The sequence below is a fragment of the Mesorhizobium sp. CA13 genome (assembly GCF_020165235.1).
In the GTDB taxonomy this organism is placed as follows: domain Bacteria; phylum Pseudomonadota; class Alphaproteobacteria; order Rhizobiales; family Rhizobiaceae; genus Mesorhizobium.
In genome coordinates this window covers 140,645-157,195 of sequence record NZ_JAIUHS010000015.1, presented here as the reverse complement: position 1 = coordinate 157,195, position 16,551 = coordinate 140,645, and the positions used below count along the sequence as shown (strand labels likewise).

Genomic DNA, 16,551 nt, shown 5'->3' with positions numbered 1-16,551 from the left:
GCCAGCGTGCCCGAGATCCTGCGTAACTGAGATTGCCGCTAAGGGCGTTGCCCAATCGGATTCTTTGCTCTAGCTTGGATGACATCGGGTGCAAACTGGCAAAAGGCGCACCCGGCTGAGAGACCGCATTGCGCTCCCGCCTAGACGGGAGCGAGCACGTTGTCGGACACCAATCCCAATCCAAGCAAGCAAGCGCAGGTCGCAAAAGGCTTGGCGGTTGAAACCGGGATATCGGCGGAGCAGGCGCTAGAGTTGGTGCAACTGCTGGGGCTTAACTCTTCTTCGCTTCTTTTCCATGCCCGTGCCTTGAAGAAGGTTGGAAAAGGCGGCTCATAAATTTCAAACTGAGACACTTCCCAGCCGGCATATAGCATATCGTCGGCTCAGCACTCTTGATGCTCGGACCGATCTTCGCGCTCGCCATTAACTTCATGATCGTTGGAACAGGCCTCAGTTGATCCTCCGGCAGAATGGATCGCCAAGGTTTCGGCTGGCGCAGTCGGCTCGGTCGGCGGCTCCTGTTGAGCAAGTAGGCTCGCAGCGCCGTTATGACCTGCGGCAACCGGATCTCGTCGAAACGCTTCCGGCTGGCCTGCGTAGGTCGCTGTTGTCAGCGACAGCGACACTGGGTCCAAAAGGCCGGGCAGCCGGAGCCAGCGGACGGTGGTCGGGAGAAACCGCCACGCCAAGCAGTCGGCGTCAAAACCTTAATGCTCGGGGATATTCGCCGATGCAAAAAGCCCCGCCAGCCGAAGCCCGCGGGGCAACTGATAGGAGGCGAGGCCGCATCGGGTGACACGGCCCAGGGTAAGAACCCTGACTGCGCGCATATGTTCCCGCCCCATGAAGAGGACCGCCAGGGTGCCCGCTGAACAGTTGGATGCATTCGATGCTCGTTCATATCGACGCGGACCAGCAGAATCCGATAGATTGTCAACGGCGGTCCATGTCCAACCACCCAATGGTTCGCTGTTCGACGAGGATGGCAGGCGGTCGTGTAGCGAGAGCGGCAATTTGCTCTACAGGAGGTTACGGCGATGACGAAAGTTCGCGCCCTTGTCCTTGAACGTCAGCACCAACTCAAATTGCGTGATGTCGATCTGCCGCAGACAGTCGGCCCGGGCGAGGTTCGTATCAAGATCCACACGGTGGGTGTCTGTGGCTCCGATGTGCACTACTACACCCATGGGCGCATCGGCCCATTCGTGGTCGAAGCGCCGATGGTCTTGGGCCACGAGGCCGCTGGCACCATTGTGGAAACAGGCGAAGGCGTCGAGCATCTGAAGGTCGGTGACCGCGTGTGCATGGAACCGGGCATCCCCGACCCCAATTCGCGAGCGAGCCGGCTCGGCCTCTACAACATCGACCCGGCGGTCAGGTTCTGGGCGACGCCGCCCATCCATGGCGTATTGACAGCCCACGTCGTTCACCCCGCCAACTACACCTTCAAATTGCCCGACAATGTCAGCTTCGCCGAAGGAGCCATGGTCGAGCCTTTCGCGGTCGGCATGCAGGCTGCGGCCAAGGCGAAGATCGTGCCGGGTGACACGGCGGTGGTGATTGGCGCAGGGCCGATCGGCACGATGGTGGCGATCGCCGCTCTTGCCGGCGGCTGTGCACGGGCAATCGTCGCAGACCTCGCTCAACCCAAGCTCGACATCGCCGCAAGCTTCCAGGGTGTGGTCCCGGTCAACATCCGCGACAAGAACCTGGCGGCGGAGGTGAAGCGCCTGACCGACGGCTGGGGCGCCGATGTCATCTTCGAATGCTCCGGCTCGTCCAAAGCATGGGAGACGTTGCTCGATCTGCCGCGACCCGGCGGCGCCGTGGTGGTGGTCGGCCTGCCGGTGGCGCCGGTGGCATTCGACATCGCCACGGCCTCGACGAAGGAAATCCGGATCGAGATGGTCTTTCGCTATGCCCACCAATATGACCGGGCGATCGCGCTGATGGGATCGGGACGGGTCGACCTCAAGCCACTGATTTCGGCGACCTTCCCCTTCGAAGACTCCATCGCGGCGTTCGACCGAGCGGTCGAAGGCCGGCCGGCGGACGTGAAGCTGCAGATTAGACTGCCGGATTAAGACAAGGCCCGGGCAAACAGGCTTGCCTGATGCAGCCGGTTAGCTGGTGCGTCGTGTTCCAGAAGACAATCCACCTCCGGACGTGACGGACGCCGCGCGACGGCAGCGCCCCGTGGACACCGATCGGACTTGACAAGTCGGCGCCTGTCCCACACGCTGCCTTAACAAAAGGCACAACAAACTTACAAAAGTTCAACGTTGCACGACCTGGCCGATAGGAGAAGGCCAATGCATCTCTGTCACCAAGCGGAGACTTGCGCGTGACCACCGCGACCTTCGCGCGCGCGAGGTCCACATGGGCCCTGCCCCGGTTTATGACGGCCGAGCATCCTTTTCCCTGGCTCGCGCCGATCACCGTGATGCTTCTGGTTTTCGGCATCTATCCTCTCGCCTATTCGGTCTGGCTGTCGTTTCACAAACGCAATGTCGTCTCTAGGCAGCTTGATTTCGCCGGAGTGCACCAGTGGGCGCGAGCGTTCTCGGATACGCGTATGTGGCACTCGCTGGAAACGACGCTGATCTACACCTTTGTCGCACTGGCCGTTCAGCTTGCACTCGGCATTCTCATTGCGCTGCTACTTGATACCGATCGCAAGGGCTATGGGATCCTGCGGGCGCTGATGACGCTGCCGCTCGTCGTGCCGCCGGCCGTGACTGGAATGATGTTCTTGCTGATGCAGGACGGCTCTTTCGGCGTCCTGTCGTTCTACCTCTACGCTCTCAACCTGATCTCGCCGGCGCAGCCGATCCTGACGCAGCCGGTTACCGCCTTGCTGGCGATCCTGCTGGCAGACATATGGCAATGGACGCCGTTCATGGTGCTCATCATCCTGGCAGGCCTGCGCGCGCTGCCGAAAGAACCTTTCGAAGCGGCAGCGATCGACGGCGCCAACGGCATCCAGACATTCTTGCGGCTTACATTGCCGATGCTGCGCAAGGTGATTGCGGTCGCCGTACTGATCCGCGGCGTCGATCTCTTTCGCATCTACGACTACGTCTACATCATCACGGCCGGCGGGCCAGGCACCGCTACCGAAACGCTTTCGTTCTATGCTGGCCGTATCTACTTCACAGGAGACTTCCCTTACGCCGCGACCCTGTCGCTGATCGTCCTCGTCGTTCTGATCGGCGTGTCGAACCTCTTCGTCAGGCTTTTCAAGGTGAGGTTCTGATGGAACCGTCCCGCGCCAAGATGATCACCAGAGACGTGCTCGCCGTGCTGGTAGTGGCGATCTTCATGTTTCCGATCGCCTGGTGGGCCCTGTCTTCTATCAAACCCTACTCCGCGATCTTCGACCGCAGCGGACCGGTCTACACGGGCTTCACACCGACGCCGGACAATTACCGCGTGACCCTGCTTGGCGTCTCGCGCGTCGACATAGGCATGGAACAGGGCGGCGAGGCGGCGGGGGTGATCAAGGGCGGCGCCAGTTCCTACGATTCACGCCAGTCGCTTCTCGACAGCGCGATCATAGCCGTTGGGTCGACGGCGCTGACGCTGTTGCTGGCGACACTGGCTGCATATTGCCTGTCACGAATGCAGTTCAGCGGCCAGCAGTCTTTCCTTTTTTGGATTCTCTCGCAGCGCTTCATGCCGCCAATCGCCATCGTCATACCGGTCGTTTTCATGTTTCGGGATCTCGGCTTGCGCGACACCTATACAGGGCTCATCCTCGTCCACAGTTTGATCAATCTGCCGCTGGCGGTTCTGCTTTTGAAGTCGTTCTTCGACGATGTCCCGCGCGAGGTCGACGAGGCGGCGCTGATTGACGGGGCGACGCGCTGGCAGACTTTTCGACGTGTGGTCCTACCCATGGTGAAAGGCGGCATCGCCGCGACAGCTGTGCTGTGTTTCATCTTTTCCTGGACCGAGTTCCTGCTCTCACTGTTCCTGACAACGTCGATCCGCACCGTGCCGGTGAAGATCTCGACTTTTGTCACCTCGACCGCGACCGAGTGGGGCTACATCACAGCACTCGGTACCTCCGCGATCATTCCCAGCTTCATCTTTATCCTGCTGGTTCAACGGCATCTGGTCCGGGGCCTCACGCTCGGATCGCTGAAAGAGTGAGGCCCCGACGAGAACAACGACGACAAAATCGCAACGGAGGAACGATCATGAGCTTCAGAGATCACGACAAGAAGACATTCGTCGCCGATACCTGCAACGACTTTACGGCGCGCCGAATAAGCAAACGCGACTTCATGAAGAAGATGGCGCTGGCTGGCGTTGGCTTTTCCGCCTTCGGATCGGCCATGTTGGGTGGTGGCCGCTCACATCGCGGGGGGCTGGGCCTGGGCATCGAAGACGCCCGCGCCCAGGACACAGATATGTTGAAGTGGCTGGCCGATGTCGGCAAACCATATGCCGGCACGAAAATCCGCTACACTTCGGAAGCGACGCCGCCAACGATCGTGGCTAACCAGCTCGTGGCGGGTGAGTTCACCAAGGCAACCGGCATTGAGGTCGAGGTCGAGATCGTGCCGTTGGAGCAGGTTCTCGCCAAGGCTACGCAGGACGTACAGGGCCAGCTGGGCACATATGATGTCTACTATCTCGACCAGTCCTGGATGGCGACGTTTGCTCAGGATGTCATCGATCCGCGCGAATATTATGGCCAGAACAAAGAACTGGCGATGCCAAACTTCGATTGGGACGATTTCTCCAAGCCGCTTGTCGATGGCATCGCCATGTACAACGGCAAGCAGTGCGGAATTCCGTTCGATATTCCGATCTTCATCCTGATGTACCGGAAGGATCTTTTCGACAAACACAATATCGCGCTCCCGACAGACCTCGACGCGTACCTCAAGGCGGTGCAGGCGCTCACGGAGGCAGAAAAGGCCAATGGCATCTTTGGCACCGCGTGCCAGGCCAAGTCCGGCCATTATTCGCTCGAATGCGACTGGACGTTCGCACTCTGGGGGCATGGGGGTTCGATCTTCAACAAGGACAAGAAGTTTGTCGGGAATGACGAGCGTGGTGTGGCCGGGCTACAATTCTACCAGGAGCTGGTCAAGAACTCGCCGCCCTCCGCGACGACATGGACCTGGGACGGTCAGGGGCAGGCCCTGACACAGGGCCAGGCGGCCATGGCAATCACCTGGGGCGAGGATTTCCCCGGCTTCGATGCCAACGATTCCAAGGTCAAAGGCCTGTTCGAGGCCTTGCCCGCGCCCAAGGAGGTTCCTGGCCGTCGCGCCGCCGCCGATTGCGGCTTCAACGAAATTCCGGCCGTCGGCCACCAAGGTGGCTCGACGATCTCGTTGTCGCAATATTCCAAGAACAAGGAAGCGGCATGGCTGTTCATGCAGTGGGTCTGCTCGAAGGACGTAATGGCGCGGGTCTCGACGCTCGGCGGCGGCGCCTCGCCGATGCGCAATTCCTCCTTCACCGATCCTCGGGTCAAGGAGAAAGCCGTTGTTGGACCCGGAACGACACGCCATTTCGACGCGATCAAATACACCATCGACAACCAGATGGGGTCGGAGCCCGACATGCCGATTTGGGCTGATTTGTCGAACAATGACATCCCGGTTGAACTCGGCAAGCTGCTGACGGGCCAAGACTATGGCGGCAACGCCAAGGCATGCCTGGATGTCATTGCCGGTATCGTCGACGGCAAAGTCAAGGATGCCGGCCTTTAGCGGGATACTCCGGTGAGTTCGGCGATGGCGGTTTCGGCCGCCCTCGCCCTTTGGCAATGTGGCGGCAATGGTTCCGGATCTCGTTATCGGCATTGATTCCTCGACCTCGGCAACCAAGGCGATTGCCTGGGACCGCAACGGTCGCGCCGTGGCGGAGGGTCGTGCGTCGATTGCAATGTCCAACCCTCGTTCGGGCTATTTCGAACAGGATCCGGCTGAGTGGTGGGCCTCGACGGTGACAGCGCTCCGCACCGTGACGGCAACAGTTTCGCCCGGACGCATTGCGGGCCTTGCCATTTCCAACCAGCGCGAAAGCTTCGGCCTTTTCGACGAGCAGGGTGAGGCGATCGGGCCTGCGACGCTGTGGCTCGATGAGCGCGCCCGCCAGAAGGCGCACCGCTTCGGCGCGTCCTTCGGCGCGGCACGCATCCACGCAATATCCGGCAAGCCGCTGGACGTCATCCCTTGTCTCTATCGCATGATCTGGTTTCGCCAGGAGCAGCCCCAGACCTTTGCGCGCGTGGAGCGAATGGCCGAAGTGCACGGCTACCTGGTCTTTCGCTTGAGCGGCCGGTGGGTAACGTCGACCGCCTCCGCAGACCCGATGGGTGTGCTCGACATGCGAGCCATGGACTGGTCGGAGGACATACTGGACGCGGCCGGGGTCGCGCGACGTATGATGCTGGACCTGGCGCGGCCCGGCACCGTCTTGGGCCGAGTGACGTCGCAAGCCGCCATGCTGACGGGCTTGCGGGAGGGCACGCCGATCGTCGCTGGCGGCGGCGACGGTCAATGTGCCGGCACGGGCGCTGGGGTGTTGCAAGCGGGATGCGCCTACATAAACCTGGGCACGGCAGTCGTGTCCGGCAGCTTCGGCCTCGACTACGTCCATGACCCGGCCTTTCGCACCGAAACGGCGGTCGCCGACGCTGGATATATTTACGAAACGTGCCTTCGCGCCGGCACTTTTCTCGTCGATTGGATGACGCGCGAAATGCTTGGTGTCGATCTACATGGGTCCAGCGGCGCCCTGGAGACGCTCGAGGCCGAAGCCGCCGCCAGCCCGATCGGCGCAGGCGGCATAATGCTCCTGCCCTATTGGCAGGGCGTCATGGATCCGCACTGGGACAGTGCGGCCCGCGGTGTAATAGCCGGGCTTTCCGGCTCGAGCCGTCGCGGCGATCTCTATCGCGCCGTGCTGGAAGGAATAGCGCTGCACCAAGCCGCGACAAGCCAGCGGGCCGCTTCCGCGGCTGGTCAGAACATCGACCGTTTCATAGCGATCGGCGGAGGAGCGAAGTCCGACCTGTGGATGCAGATTCTGGCGGATGCACTCAACCGTCCCATAAAACGGTCCACGACCGTGGAAGCCTCCTCGCTCGGCGCGGCAATGGCTGCGGCAAAGGGGGTGGGCTGGTTTTCCACGATCGCAGAAGCGTCGCTCACGATGGCCGCCGAACCCGCCAAGTCCTTCGAACCCGATGCCGGCCGTGCCAGCCGCTATGCCGAACTTCTTGCGATTCATACCGATCTTTGGCCAGCGCTTTCCACTTGGAACCAGCGACTCGCGGCTTTCGCGGAGGCTGACCATGCCTGAAATGGTCAACTGGAACGCCCTGATCGAGGATGTTGTCGCAGGACGCTGGAAGGACCCCAACACAGGCGCGGCCGCTGACCTGCCGTTCCAAACGATCCAATTGCTGGCGACGTCGGAGGGCCGCGAGGCGGATCTCGTTGCTCCTCTGACGCTGGGCAGCCGCATCGCTGTCGTATCCGACGCCAATACCGTCGAAGTGATGGGCCGGCGCGTCGCGAAGGCGCTGCGTTCCATCGCCCATGTCGACGAAATCGTGTTGCCTCAAGATCTCGACTGCGACGAGGCCACGATCCAGATGATCCGGGACAGAACGGGGCCCGCCGACGGTGTCGTGGCCGTGGGATCCGGGGTCCTCAACGACAGCTGCAAACAAGCGACCTTCCTTGACGACCGGCCTTATGCCGTCTTCGGCACGGCAGCGTCGATGAATGGCTATGGCGCCTCGACAGCGTCGGTGACCTTGGCGTCAGGGCTCAAAATCTCACTGCCCTCGCATGCTCCGCGCGGCATCTTCCTGGACCTTGGCATTTCAGCCGCGGCGCCGACCTGGCTCAGTGCGGCCGGACTTGGCGACAGCCTTTGCCGTTCCACCGCCCAGATTGATTGGTGGGCCTCGCATCGGCTGTTCGGCACCTACTATTCCGACGTGCCCTACCTACTGCAGGCGGGCGATGAGGAACCCATGCTGGCGCATGCGTCTGGCCTTGCCAGCCATGACATCACCGCGGTCGGGCACCTCCATCGCGTCTTGACGCTATGCTCGATGGGCGTCTGCTTCGCCGGCGTTTCCCATCCCGGCTCCATGGGAGAGCACCAAATCTCCCATTGGATCGACATGTTCGCGCGAGAGCATCATCCCGGCACCACTCATGGTCAGCAGGTTGGCGTTGCCTCGCTGGTCATGGCGCGTCTGCAAGCCTGGCTGATGGACAGGCAAGAGCCGCCACTCGCAAGGCCGACCGTTGTCGATGAGGCCGCTATGCTGGCCCGCTATGGGGCGCAACTGGGGCCACTTTGCATTGCCGAGATGAAGAAGACAGCACTCGATCGCAGCCAGACGGAAGCCTTCAATCGCAAACTTGGGGAAATCTGGCCGGCTCTGCGCCGCGAGCTTCGGCCGATGGCGATACCGGTTGCCCGCATGGAGGCGGCGCTCAAGGCTGCCGGAGGACCGCTCACCGGCGCAGAATTAGGCCTGCCGCGACAGCTTTGGCACGACGCCATCCGCTACTCGCGAGAAATCCGCGGTCGCTGGTCCTTTGTCAATCTGGCCGCCGATGCGGGACTCCTAGAAGAGTTCCTGGAGGGCGAATGGTGAACCGCATTGGATCGTTACCGGTGTCTCGCACGGCGAAGTGATAGCCAAGGGCAAGGGCAATCGAAGGAATCGCATCTATGGCGTCCGTCACCATCAACAACATCAGGAAAGAGTATGGCGCCATCGAGGTCATCCATGGGCTCGATCTTTCGATCGAAGATGGCCAGTTTGTCGTCTTGTTGGGACCGTCCGGCTGCGGCAAGTCCACTCTGTTGCGCATGATAGCCGGTCTTGAGCCAATCACGTCCGGTGGGATCGCCATAGGCGACAAGGTCGTCAACACTCTTCATCCCAAGGATCGAAACATCGCAATGGTCTTCCAGAATTACGCGCTTTACGCGCATATGACGGTCTTCGACAATATGGCCTTCTCCATGCAGTTGAAGAAACGGTCCAAGGAAGAGATCAAACAGAAGGTGGGATGGGCAGCCTCGATCCTCAACCTCACTCCCTACCTCGAACGGTATCCCCGCCAGCTCTCGGGCGGCCAGCGGCAGCGCGTTGCCATGGGCCGAGCCATCGTGCGAGATCCAACCGTATTCCTGTTTGACGAGCCGCTATCCAACCTCGACGCCAAACTGCGCGTGCAGATGCGGACTGAAATCAAGGAACTCCATCAGCGCCTGAAGACCACCACCGTGTATGTCACGCACGACCAGATCGAGGCTATGACCATGGCCGATATCATCGTCATCATGCGCGACGGCTACATCGAGCAGATGGGCCGGCCGCTCGATGTCTACGATCACCCGGCAAACCTCTTTGTCGCCTCCTTCATCGGCTCGCCTGCAATGAACTTGTTCCATGGCGAGGTGGCACCTGAGCGCGACGCCTGGGTGGTGCGATCCGACAAGCTGTCCCTCCCGCTGCCCCCGAAGGCTGCGGTCCACCCCGGGCAAAAGGTGATCTATGGCATTCGCCCCGAACATCTTCGACCGGTAGCAAACGGAAGCGGCATCGCAACGACAGTCAAAGTCGTGGAGCCGACTGGCCCCGAGATCCATATCTTTGCAAGCATGGGCGACATCGCGATCTGCTCGGTGCTGCATGACCGCATGGAACTCTCTCCCGGAGCGGTGATCCATTTGGAGCCCACCCCTGACCGAATCCACCTATTCGACCAAGACACCGGCAAACGGCTGGACAACGAGAGAAATTGAATGGCACGAATCGTTATCCTCGGCGCCGGCGTCATGGGCTCTGCCATGACTTTTCCGGCTGCTCACGCAGGTAACCGCATCACTCTCGTTGGCACCCATCTCGATGAGGAGATCATTGGCTCCGTGACGGGTACAGGTCGTCATCCGCGCCTCAACATCACTCTACCTGGCGCCGTAACAGCCTGTTCCTGGAGGGAATTCGGGGCAGCGATAAATGAGCAACCCGATCTGCTTGTACTCGGCGTCTCGTCGGCCGGCGTTCCCTGGGCGATCGACCGCATTGCGGAAAGCATCAAGTCGCCTGTGCCAATACTGATGATTACAAAAGGCCTCGCCGCGAGCGAGGCAGGCATTGAAATCCTGCCACATCAGCTTGCTCGCGAAATTGAACGACGCACCGCCCTGACGATCCCCGTAATGGCTGTTGGCGGACCGTGCATTGCGGGCGAACTGGCGGCACAGCGTGATACCTCAGTGATTGTGGCCGGGCACGACCCCGACCAGATCGCCAAGGCGTCTCACATGCTGCGAGCTCCTTTCTATCACGTGCGAGCGTCATCCGATCTCATCGGTGTCGAGATCTGCGCCGCTTTCAAGAATTTCTACACGCTTGCCGTTGGCGCTCCGGTCGGGCTGCTGGAGCACGACGACAAGGCGCCAAATGGTGCCCTCATGCACAATCTTGCCTCGTCGCTTTTTTCGCAATCGCTCGCCGAGATGGGCATTTTGGTCGAAGCGCTGGGCGGAAGAATCGAAACAGTGCAGGGATTGGCGGGCTCCGGTGATCTTTATGTGACCTGCCAAGCGGGCCGCAACGGCCGGATGGGACGCTTGCTTGGCCGCGGCCTGCCCTATTCCGTAGCCAAGCATGACCATATGAGTTCAGACACGGTCGAGGGGGCGCAACTGGCGCTGGATCTTGGCCAAACGTTGGAGAAAATGATGGCACAGGGTGCGCTTCCGGGCGATCGCCTGCCGCTCACGGCTGCCATCATCGACGCGATTTGCCATGATGCTCCGCTGGCCTTGTCCTTCGATCGCTATCACCGATGCTAAGAGCGATGCCAGAAAGTCATATCGATTCGGACACGGCGCCGCCGAGCCGTTCGTAGCCCGCGCAGTGGACAGAATGTTGTGATGGAGAAACCACCACGAAAAAAACGCGACGGCCGCCAGGCCGTATCCAACTCCGTTTCAACCGATCGCGAGGAAGGGCTCCTCGTCCGCGCCGCCTGGCTGGCTTATGTCGCAGACCTCACGCAAGCGCAAATCGCCAAGTCTCTTGGCCTAACCCGCCTTCGCGTCAACCGGATGCTGGCGCAGGCCCGCGAGCGGGGGATCGTTCAGATCCGCATCAATTCGAAGGTGGCGAACTGCATCGAGCTGGAGAACCGGTTGCGTCACAGCTACGGCGTCTCGGATCCGATCGTGGTTCCGACACCGCCCGATCCTGCTCTGCTACCACAAGTCATCGCAGCCGCCGCCGGGCAAGCCCTGTCGCTCAGGATCTGCGATGGGATATCGGTGGGCGTGGGGTGGGGTCGGACGCTCCAACTCAGCCTACGGTCGGTGACCGTACGTCCGGTCAAGGGGATGTCCGTCGTTTCCTTGCTCGGCGGCCTCACGCGCGGGTCGGCGATCAATATCTATGAGATGGCCTCCCGGCTCGCCGCGCTTTTCGAGGCGGAATGTTTCTACATCGCGGCACCGGTGTTCACCGATACCGAGGCCACGCGCGATCTGCTGATGCGCCAGTCTATCCTGGAAGATGCCTTTACCCATGCGCGCGACGTCGACGCCGCTTTTGTTTCGGTTGGCGCGGTGCACAAGGACGCCACCATCTTTCGGATCGGACTGATAGGCGAGGACGATCTCATATCGCTGCACGCAGCAGGCGCCGTCGGCGATATCTGCGGCCATTGGATCGATGCCGATGGGCAGCTCGTCGATCACCCGCTCAACCATCGTGTGATCGGCCTCGCCCCGCAAAACCTGCGCGACATCGAAACCGTGATCCTGCCCTCCGGTGGCCTCGACAAGGTCCCGGTGTTGCGCGCCGTGCTGCGTCTCGGTGTCGTCGATGTTTTGATCACCGACGAGCAAACCGCTGAGGCAATCCTTGCAGAAAAGCCATAGCGCAAATCTGCCAGCAGCTGCGCCCTCGAGGATAAGAAGCGACGAGGTAGTCATGCGCAAAGTTGCGATGCCGACTGCATCGTGCGTCGGGCAAGCCAACTCGTTTCGGTCGACAAACGTTTCGGTACATCTCGGTCGCTACGCGTTGATAGACTAAGCGCGTCGCTGGGCAGTCGCGGCTGCACGTTCAAACATGGTTTGGAGCAGGACCGGCCAGACACCCCGAAGCGACGCCGCCTCGGCCCATGGTTAGCCCGAACTCTATCCCGTCCGGTTCGCCTCCGCTGACGCGGCCTGTCAATCAAGATGGGGCTGCTGGGGCGCGCTCCACGCGGCGAGCGCTGTCGGGCCGGCCTGTACCATGGCCCCTGGAAGACCACCACTTTCATCAGGGCGCTGCGGCTGACCGGCATGACCGCGCAGTTCGACTATGATGGCGCCATGAACGGCGGCGTCACACGCCCTTAGCGACGTTCTCGATCAGCCTGACGACCAAATTGCGGAACCTCTCCGGAGACCTATCCCCGATGTTTCCAACAGCCCCGGCTACCATACCAGGTGAGGAAACCGACACCTCGCCACTTAGCTGGACGTTGACCGTGAATGCCCTTTTGGCTGTCTTTTTCAATCCTGGCTTTCGTAGAGTCGGAACCGAACAGAGGGCATTAACACTCGGCCCCGGCGGCGCGGTGCGGTATCTATGTCGATGGTCATCTCGCCCGCCACCTCTGCCCTGGCCGCTTCCAACGACGCAACCACGACATCGTTTAGCCTGGCTTGGGTGCCAAAGTCCGCCATGGAAGCATTCCCATCCTCCTCTTGCTCGCGGGGGGCTGTCTTGCCGCGCTCAAGGGCTTCTTTGAACCTATTCATCCCAATCGCCTCCGACTTGTCTGCGCATGAAGCTGATCCTCAGATCGGCGACTGCGCGGCCATTCAATAGAACGCATGCTGTCGGTGTACGTTGCGCGGGCTGGCTCCTGCGGTCGAGGCGCTCGAGATCATCGCCGATCACCGCCCGGTGCTGTTCCACCAGTCCGGCTGGCTGCTGCGACGGGTCTTCGCGGATGTGCTATCCGTGTGGCGATTTCATCATCGGCGAAGATGATGTCAGGCTGCGCGAAATCGGCGACACGGCGGTGTGTTCGGAAGCGCAGCGGCGCCAAGGCAGGACCGTCGTCGAGCTGCAGCGCACGGGCACGTCCGCCTAGCCTTCTAGGCATCCTCACAGGTCAGGGAGGATCCAGCATGCGGCAGTCCAGCTGTCGCTCCTCGCCGATTTTAAAGATCCGGATGAAGCCGCTGACGGACCGGTTTGGTCATAAATATGCAGCGGTAAGCACCCATCCAACCTCAACCGCGGCCGCCGTTGGCAGTGCCGGAACAACGTTGATGGTGGCCTATTTCCCGTGAGGCGTCAGTTCGGCCAAGCTGAGCCGAGGATGATCGAGCAGAAATTCTGGCGGACGTAGTCCATGTCCTTCAGCGCCAGCACGTCCGCTTTCACGTTCCCGAACGTGGTGTGCGGTTTCTTGATAATGCCATTGGCGAAGTGATCTATGATGTTTTCCTTGAAGTTTGTCTCGCGCGGGTGATGGACGCAGACATGGTCGCGCTGTTCATGCGTGAAGTCGTGGTAGGCGATGCCAAGCACGTCCATTTCCACACCGGCGGTAACCAGCGCGATGGTGGGACGCATATGCTCGGGGATGCCGGGCGTGGTGTGGAGCGCGATTGCAGTCCAGACGTCCTCAACGTCACGCTCCGGCACGCCGTAGCTCTTCATGAACTCGCGTGCGGCATTGGCGCCGTCCACCTCGAAGCGCAGATCAGGGCTCGCAAATTTCTCCATCAGTCCCATGTCGTGGAACATGGCGCCTAGGTAAAGTAGCTCCGGATCATACTTCAGGCCGCGGCGCTCGCCAGTGAGCGCGCCCCAGAAGAAGACGCGGCGACTATGGTTGTAGAGTAGGTCGTCTTCCGTATCGCGCACGAGCTGCGTGGCGGCCCGCGCGATAGCGCTGTCAGGCAGACGGATGCCGGCGATGATCTCAGTCACGGAACGCTCTCCTTGGTGGGGTAACGGGCAGGTCGGGCTCGGCGGTATTACGCAACTGAGCCCTGCGTCGGACAATGAACAGTATCCTGCGGATCAGGACAGCCGTGCGTCGTTTCCTGACAAATGCCAGTCTGAGCCTTCGCGGCCGGAGCGCAATGATTTCTCGTCGGATGATTCCGGGATCTGGTCAGACCGCCGGAAGCTGGCGCGATATTGGATAGGGGTGACCCCAAGACGAGTACTGAAGACGATCCTCATGCGGTCCACCGACCCGAACCCGCAATCGAAAGCGACGGCCTTCAGCGGCCGGTCGCTTCCTTCCAGCATCATGCGCGCCGCGTCGACGCGGGCGCGCTCGGTGAACTCGTGCGGTGTAATCCCGGCTGCCTGCACGAAATGTCGCGCCAAATTCCGGGGGCTCATGCCGACGGCAGCAGCAAGCGACTCCAGCGTGTGACGATCCCTGATGTTTGCCATGACATGGTCTTGGACGCGTGCGATCGGCGCCCCCGGATCGGCGGGTGCTGTGAGATAGGGACTGAACTGCGACTGTCCGCCCTGACGTTGGGCAACCACAATCAGCCGCTTGGCGATCTTGAGCGCGGTTTCCGCACCGTGCCGCTGCCCGACAAGCGCTAAGCCCAAATCTATCCCCGCAGTCACACCAGCCGCGGTGATCAGCCGTCCATCGCGGACATAGATCAAATCCGGTTCGACTTTTGCTTTCGGGAACCTGGCTGCCAGCGCTTGTGCATCCTGCCAATGGGTCGTGACACGCCGATCATCCAACAGACCCGCATAGCCAAGGACAAAAGCCCCGGTGCAGATCGATCCATAAACGCTCGAGCGCCAGGGCAACTCCTTGACCCACCGAACCAGGCACGCTTCTGGCTCCGTTTCGGGTGGCGTCGGAGCGCCGGCCACCAGAATGATGTCGAAGCCTCCCGCCGCCTCGTCGAAGGTTCGGTCCGCCATTATCTGAATGCCGTTCGAGGCGCGCAACGGGTTGCGGTGCGCAGCGACCAATACTGTTTCGTAGCGGTCGGCACTGTCGACAAACGTGTTCGCCTCGCTGAACACATCCATCGGCCCCGCCACGTCCAGGGCTTGGACCCCCTCATAGACGACGATCGCTACCGCTTGTACCGGCACCTCTTACTACCTCTCCAGTCTAGTGCCTTATTATGTAGCTAGTCCCGACACTGATAAAGGCCTGGCGCGGTCTCGAAGCAACAGAACGAACATCCATCCGGGACTGATCACCTCGGTTTCCGGGGCCACGATGTCTACTGATCGAGTTTGCTCCCCCAACCGCCAACTGAGCGGCCCTTACAGCTCCCAGAAATTGTCGAGGCGACGGGCAGTTAGTCGCACCACTATTGCGATCCCGGCGCCTTGTCCGGTGTCGTCAATGGATCGTCCTTGGAATTGACAATGAAGAATGCCAGCAAGCTGGCCGGGTCCTTGTCGCTCGCATTCTCGCTGATCCTGTGATGCGAGCCGGGCATTTCGTAGAAGCCTTCGCCCGCTCGATAGACCTTTGTGGGGTCATCGCCGATCTGGCTGCGGATCGCCCCGGATAGCACATAGGCGTAGATAAATGCCGACCCTGCATGGTGATGAGCCAGCGATTTGCCCCCGGGAGGATAATCTACCTTCACCGCAACTATTCTCTTTCCTTCGACATTTGGGAGGGGATGCTGGAAGACGACGCTAACTTGCTCCCGGTCCTGCGCAGGGGCCGACGAAACGCGCAGAGCTATTGCTGCCGCAACCAGCATAACGGAGGCCGCTCGCACTGCTCCCCTTATTACTTCCACCTTCACACCTGGGCGATCCGACAGTGCACTAGTGCTGAGCTTATTGATCGACATCGTCACGCCTCATTTTGTTGAGTGTTGGACTACGGTATCGGGGAACGGAGATGCAGCGATCAAGTCGCACGCGTTGGGGCTCTTGAATCCCGGCATGAAACGCTCGCAGAAGCCGGCATTGACGGTGCCATAGGTAGTCGCGGGCTTGTGTGCAAACCCGGCAAAATACTCCTGAATAAAGCCTTCTTTGAAATTTATTCGTGGGTACTTAGCGACGATTTCCCCGCGCAGCTCGGCAGGAAATTGGTCGAACCCCACTCCCAGCACATCGAGAAGAACCCCTGAATTGAGGAGCGCCACTTCGGAGCGCATATATTTAGGGATGCCAGGAGTGGTATGCAGGGCGATGGCTTCCCACACAGTCTGCACCTGACCTTCGGCGACGTTGTGGGCGCTGAGGAACTGTCGGGCGGCATTGGCGCTATCGACCTCGAAGCGTTCGTCCGGGCTCGAGAACTTGCTGAGCAGGCCGAGATCGTGAAAGGCGGCGGCCACATACAGGAGTTCAGGATCGAAAGGCAGTTTCCGCTGGCGGCCCTGCTCAGCCGCAAACAGATACACACGCATCGAGTGATTGAAGAGCAAATCGGTGGAGTGCTCGCGCAGGATGTCTGTCGCCTCTCTTGCGAGCAACGAATCGGGAATGATGTTGGCGGTCATTGTTCGCCCTTTCAA

14 protein-coding genes and 2 pseudogenes are annotated in these 16,551 nt (G+C 60.8%); 12 read left to right on the top strand and 4 right to left on the bottom strand.

The features are described 5' to 3' along the window. Positions 1–159 precede the first annotated feature (159 nt). The 12 genes and pseudogenes from LB566_RS26645 to LB566_RS26590 form a co-directional block, all read left to right on the top strand. Positions 160–336: a hypothetical protein gene (locus LB566_RS26645; RefSeq protein ID WP_181172663.1), complete on the top strand. Its 177-nt coding sequence runs from the start codon at positions 160–162 to the stop codon at positions 334–336. A gap of 701 nt (positions 337–1,037) precedes the next feature. Continuing rightward, positions 1,038–2,084: an NAD(P)-dependent alcohol dehydrogenase gene (locus LB566_RS26640; RefSeq protein ID WP_140554237.1), complete on the top strand. Its 1,047-nt coding sequence runs from the start codon at positions 1,038–1,040 to the stop codon at positions 2,082–2,084. 260 nt (positions 2,085–2,344) lie between these two features. After that, complete coding sequence (locus tag LB566_RS26635; protein ID WP_224628859.1) at positions 2,345–3,256, top strand: carbohydrate ABC transporter permease; 912 nt, start codon at positions 2,345–2,347, stop codon at positions 3,254–3,256. Further along, a complete protein-coding gene (locus tag LB566_RS26630; protein ID WP_140554239.1) occupies positions 3,256–4,155 on the top strand; it encodes a carbohydrate ABC transporter permease in 900 nt (299 codons plus the stop codon). The genes LB566_RS26635 and LB566_RS26630 overlap by 1 nt, the downstream gene beginning before the upstream one ends. A gap of 47 nt (positions 4,156–4,202) precedes the next feature. Continuing rightward, a complete protein-coding gene (locus LB566_RS26625; RefSeq protein ID WP_140554240.1) occupies positions 4,203–5,732 on the top strand; it encodes an ABC transporter substrate-binding protein in 1,530 nt (509 codons plus the stop codon). A gap of 67 nt (positions 5,733–5,799) precedes the next feature. After that, on the top strand, positions 5,800–7,329 hold the full coding sequence (locus LB566_RS26620) for a xylulokinase (RefSeq protein WP_224628857.1): 1,530 nt from the start codon (positions 5,800–5,802) through the stop codon (positions 7,327–7,329). Next, positions 7,322–8,647: an iron-containing alcohol dehydrogenase gene (locus LB566_RS26615; protein WP_224628855.1), complete on the top strand. Its 1,326-nt coding sequence runs from the start codon at positions 7,322–7,324 to the stop codon at positions 8,645–8,647. Before LB566_RS26620 ends, LB566_RS26615 begins: the two co-directional genes overlap by 8 nt. A 77-nt stretch (positions 8,648–8,724) precedes the next feature. Continuing rightward, entirely contained in the window at positions 8,725–9,807 is a 1,083-nt protein-coding gene (locus tag LB566_RS26610; protein WP_140554244.1) for an ABC transporter ATP-binding protein, read from the top strand. Then, on the top strand, positions 9,808–10,863 hold the full coding sequence (locus LB566_RS26605) for a hypothetical protein (RefSeq protein WP_224628853.1): 1,056 nt from the start codon (positions 9,808–9,810) through the stop codon (positions 10,861–10,863). Between the two features lie 81 nt (positions 10,864–10,944). Continuing rightward, on the top strand, positions 10,945–11,943 hold the full coding sequence (locus tag LB566_RS26600) for a sugar-binding transcriptional regulator (RefSeq protein WP_224628851.1): 999 nt from the start codon (positions 10,945–10,947) through the stop codon (positions 11,941–11,943). Between the two features lie 96 nt (positions 11,944–12,039). After that, positions 12,040–12,399 (top strand): annotated as a pseudogene (locus LB566_RS30600) (IS630 family transposase); the annotation flags it as partial. Between the two features lie 508 nt (positions 12,400–12,907). Beyond that, positions 12,908–13,085 (top strand): annotated as a pseudogene (locus LB566_RS26590) (DUF779 domain-containing protein); the annotation flags it as partial. Between the two features lie 275 nt (positions 13,086–13,360). Here the strand turns inward: LB566_RS26590 and LB566_RS26585 are convergent. From LB566_RS26585 to LB566_RS26570, 4 genes are all read right to left on the bottom strand, one after another. Beyond that, on the bottom strand, positions 13,361–14,002 hold the full coding sequence (locus LB566_RS26585) for an HD domain-containing protein (RefSeq protein ID WP_224628848.1): 642 nt from the start codon (positions 14,000–14,002) through the stop codon (positions 13,361–13,363). A 93-nt stretch (positions 14,003–14,095) separates the two neighbouring features. After that, complete coding sequence (locus LB566_RS26580) at positions 14,096–15,154, bottom strand: GlxA family transcriptional regulator (RefSeq protein ID WP_224628847.1); 1,059 nt, start codon at positions 15,152–15,154, stop codon at positions 14,096–14,098. Positions 15,155–15,378: 224 nt separating this feature from the next. Next, positions 15,379–15,801, bottom strand: a complete 423-nt coding sequence (locus tag LB566_RS26575; RefSeq protein WP_224628898.1) for a cupin domain-containing protein — start codon at positions 15,799–15,801, stop codon at positions 15,379–15,381. Positions 15,802–15,885: 84 nt separating this feature from the next. Then, entirely contained in the window at positions 15,886–16,536 is a 651-nt protein-coding gene (locus LB566_RS26570; RefSeq protein ID WP_224628846.1) for an HD domain-containing protein, read from the bottom strand. Between the last annotated feature and the right edge of the window lie 15 nt (positions 16,537–16,551).

Excerpts from the sequence above, each read along its gene's own strand:
- LB566_RS26615 (WP_224628855.1), top strand. The coding sequence starts at position 7,322 with ATGCCTGAAATGGTCAACTGGAACGCCCTGATCGAGGATGTTGTCGCA.
- LB566_RS26640 (WP_140554237.1), top strand. The coding sequence starts at position 1,038 with ATGACGAAAGTTCGCGCCCTTGTCCTTGAACGTCAGCACCAACTCAAA.
- LB566_RS26630 (WP_140554239.1), top strand. The coding sequence starts at position 3,256 with ATGGAACCGTCCCGCGCCAAGATGATCACCAGAGACGTGCTCGCCGTG.
- LB566_RS26570 (WP_224628846.1), bottom strand. The coding sequence starts at position 16,536 with ATGACCGCCAACATCATTCCCGATTCGTTGCTCGCAAGAGAGGCGACA.
- LB566_RS26600 (WP_224628851.1), top strand. The coding sequence starts at position 10,945 with ATGGAGAAACCACCACGAAAAAAACGCGACGGCCGCCAGGCCGTATCC.
- LB566_RS26605 (WP_224628853.1), top strand. The coding sequence starts at position 9,808 with ATGGCACGAATCGTTATCCTCGGCGCCGGCGTCATGGGCTCTGCCATG.
- LB566_RS26610 (WP_140554244.1), top strand. The coding sequence starts at position 8,725 with ATGGCGTCCGTCACCATCAACAACATCAGGAAAGAGTATGGCGCCATC.
- LB566_RS26625 (WP_140554240.1), top strand. The coding sequence starts at position 4,203 with ATGAGCTTCAGAGATCACGACAAGAAGACATTCGTCGCCGATACCTGC.
- LB566_RS26620 (WP_224628857.1), top strand. The coding sequence starts at position 5,800 with ATGGTTCCGGATCTCGTTATCGGCATTGATTCCTCGACCTCGGCAACC.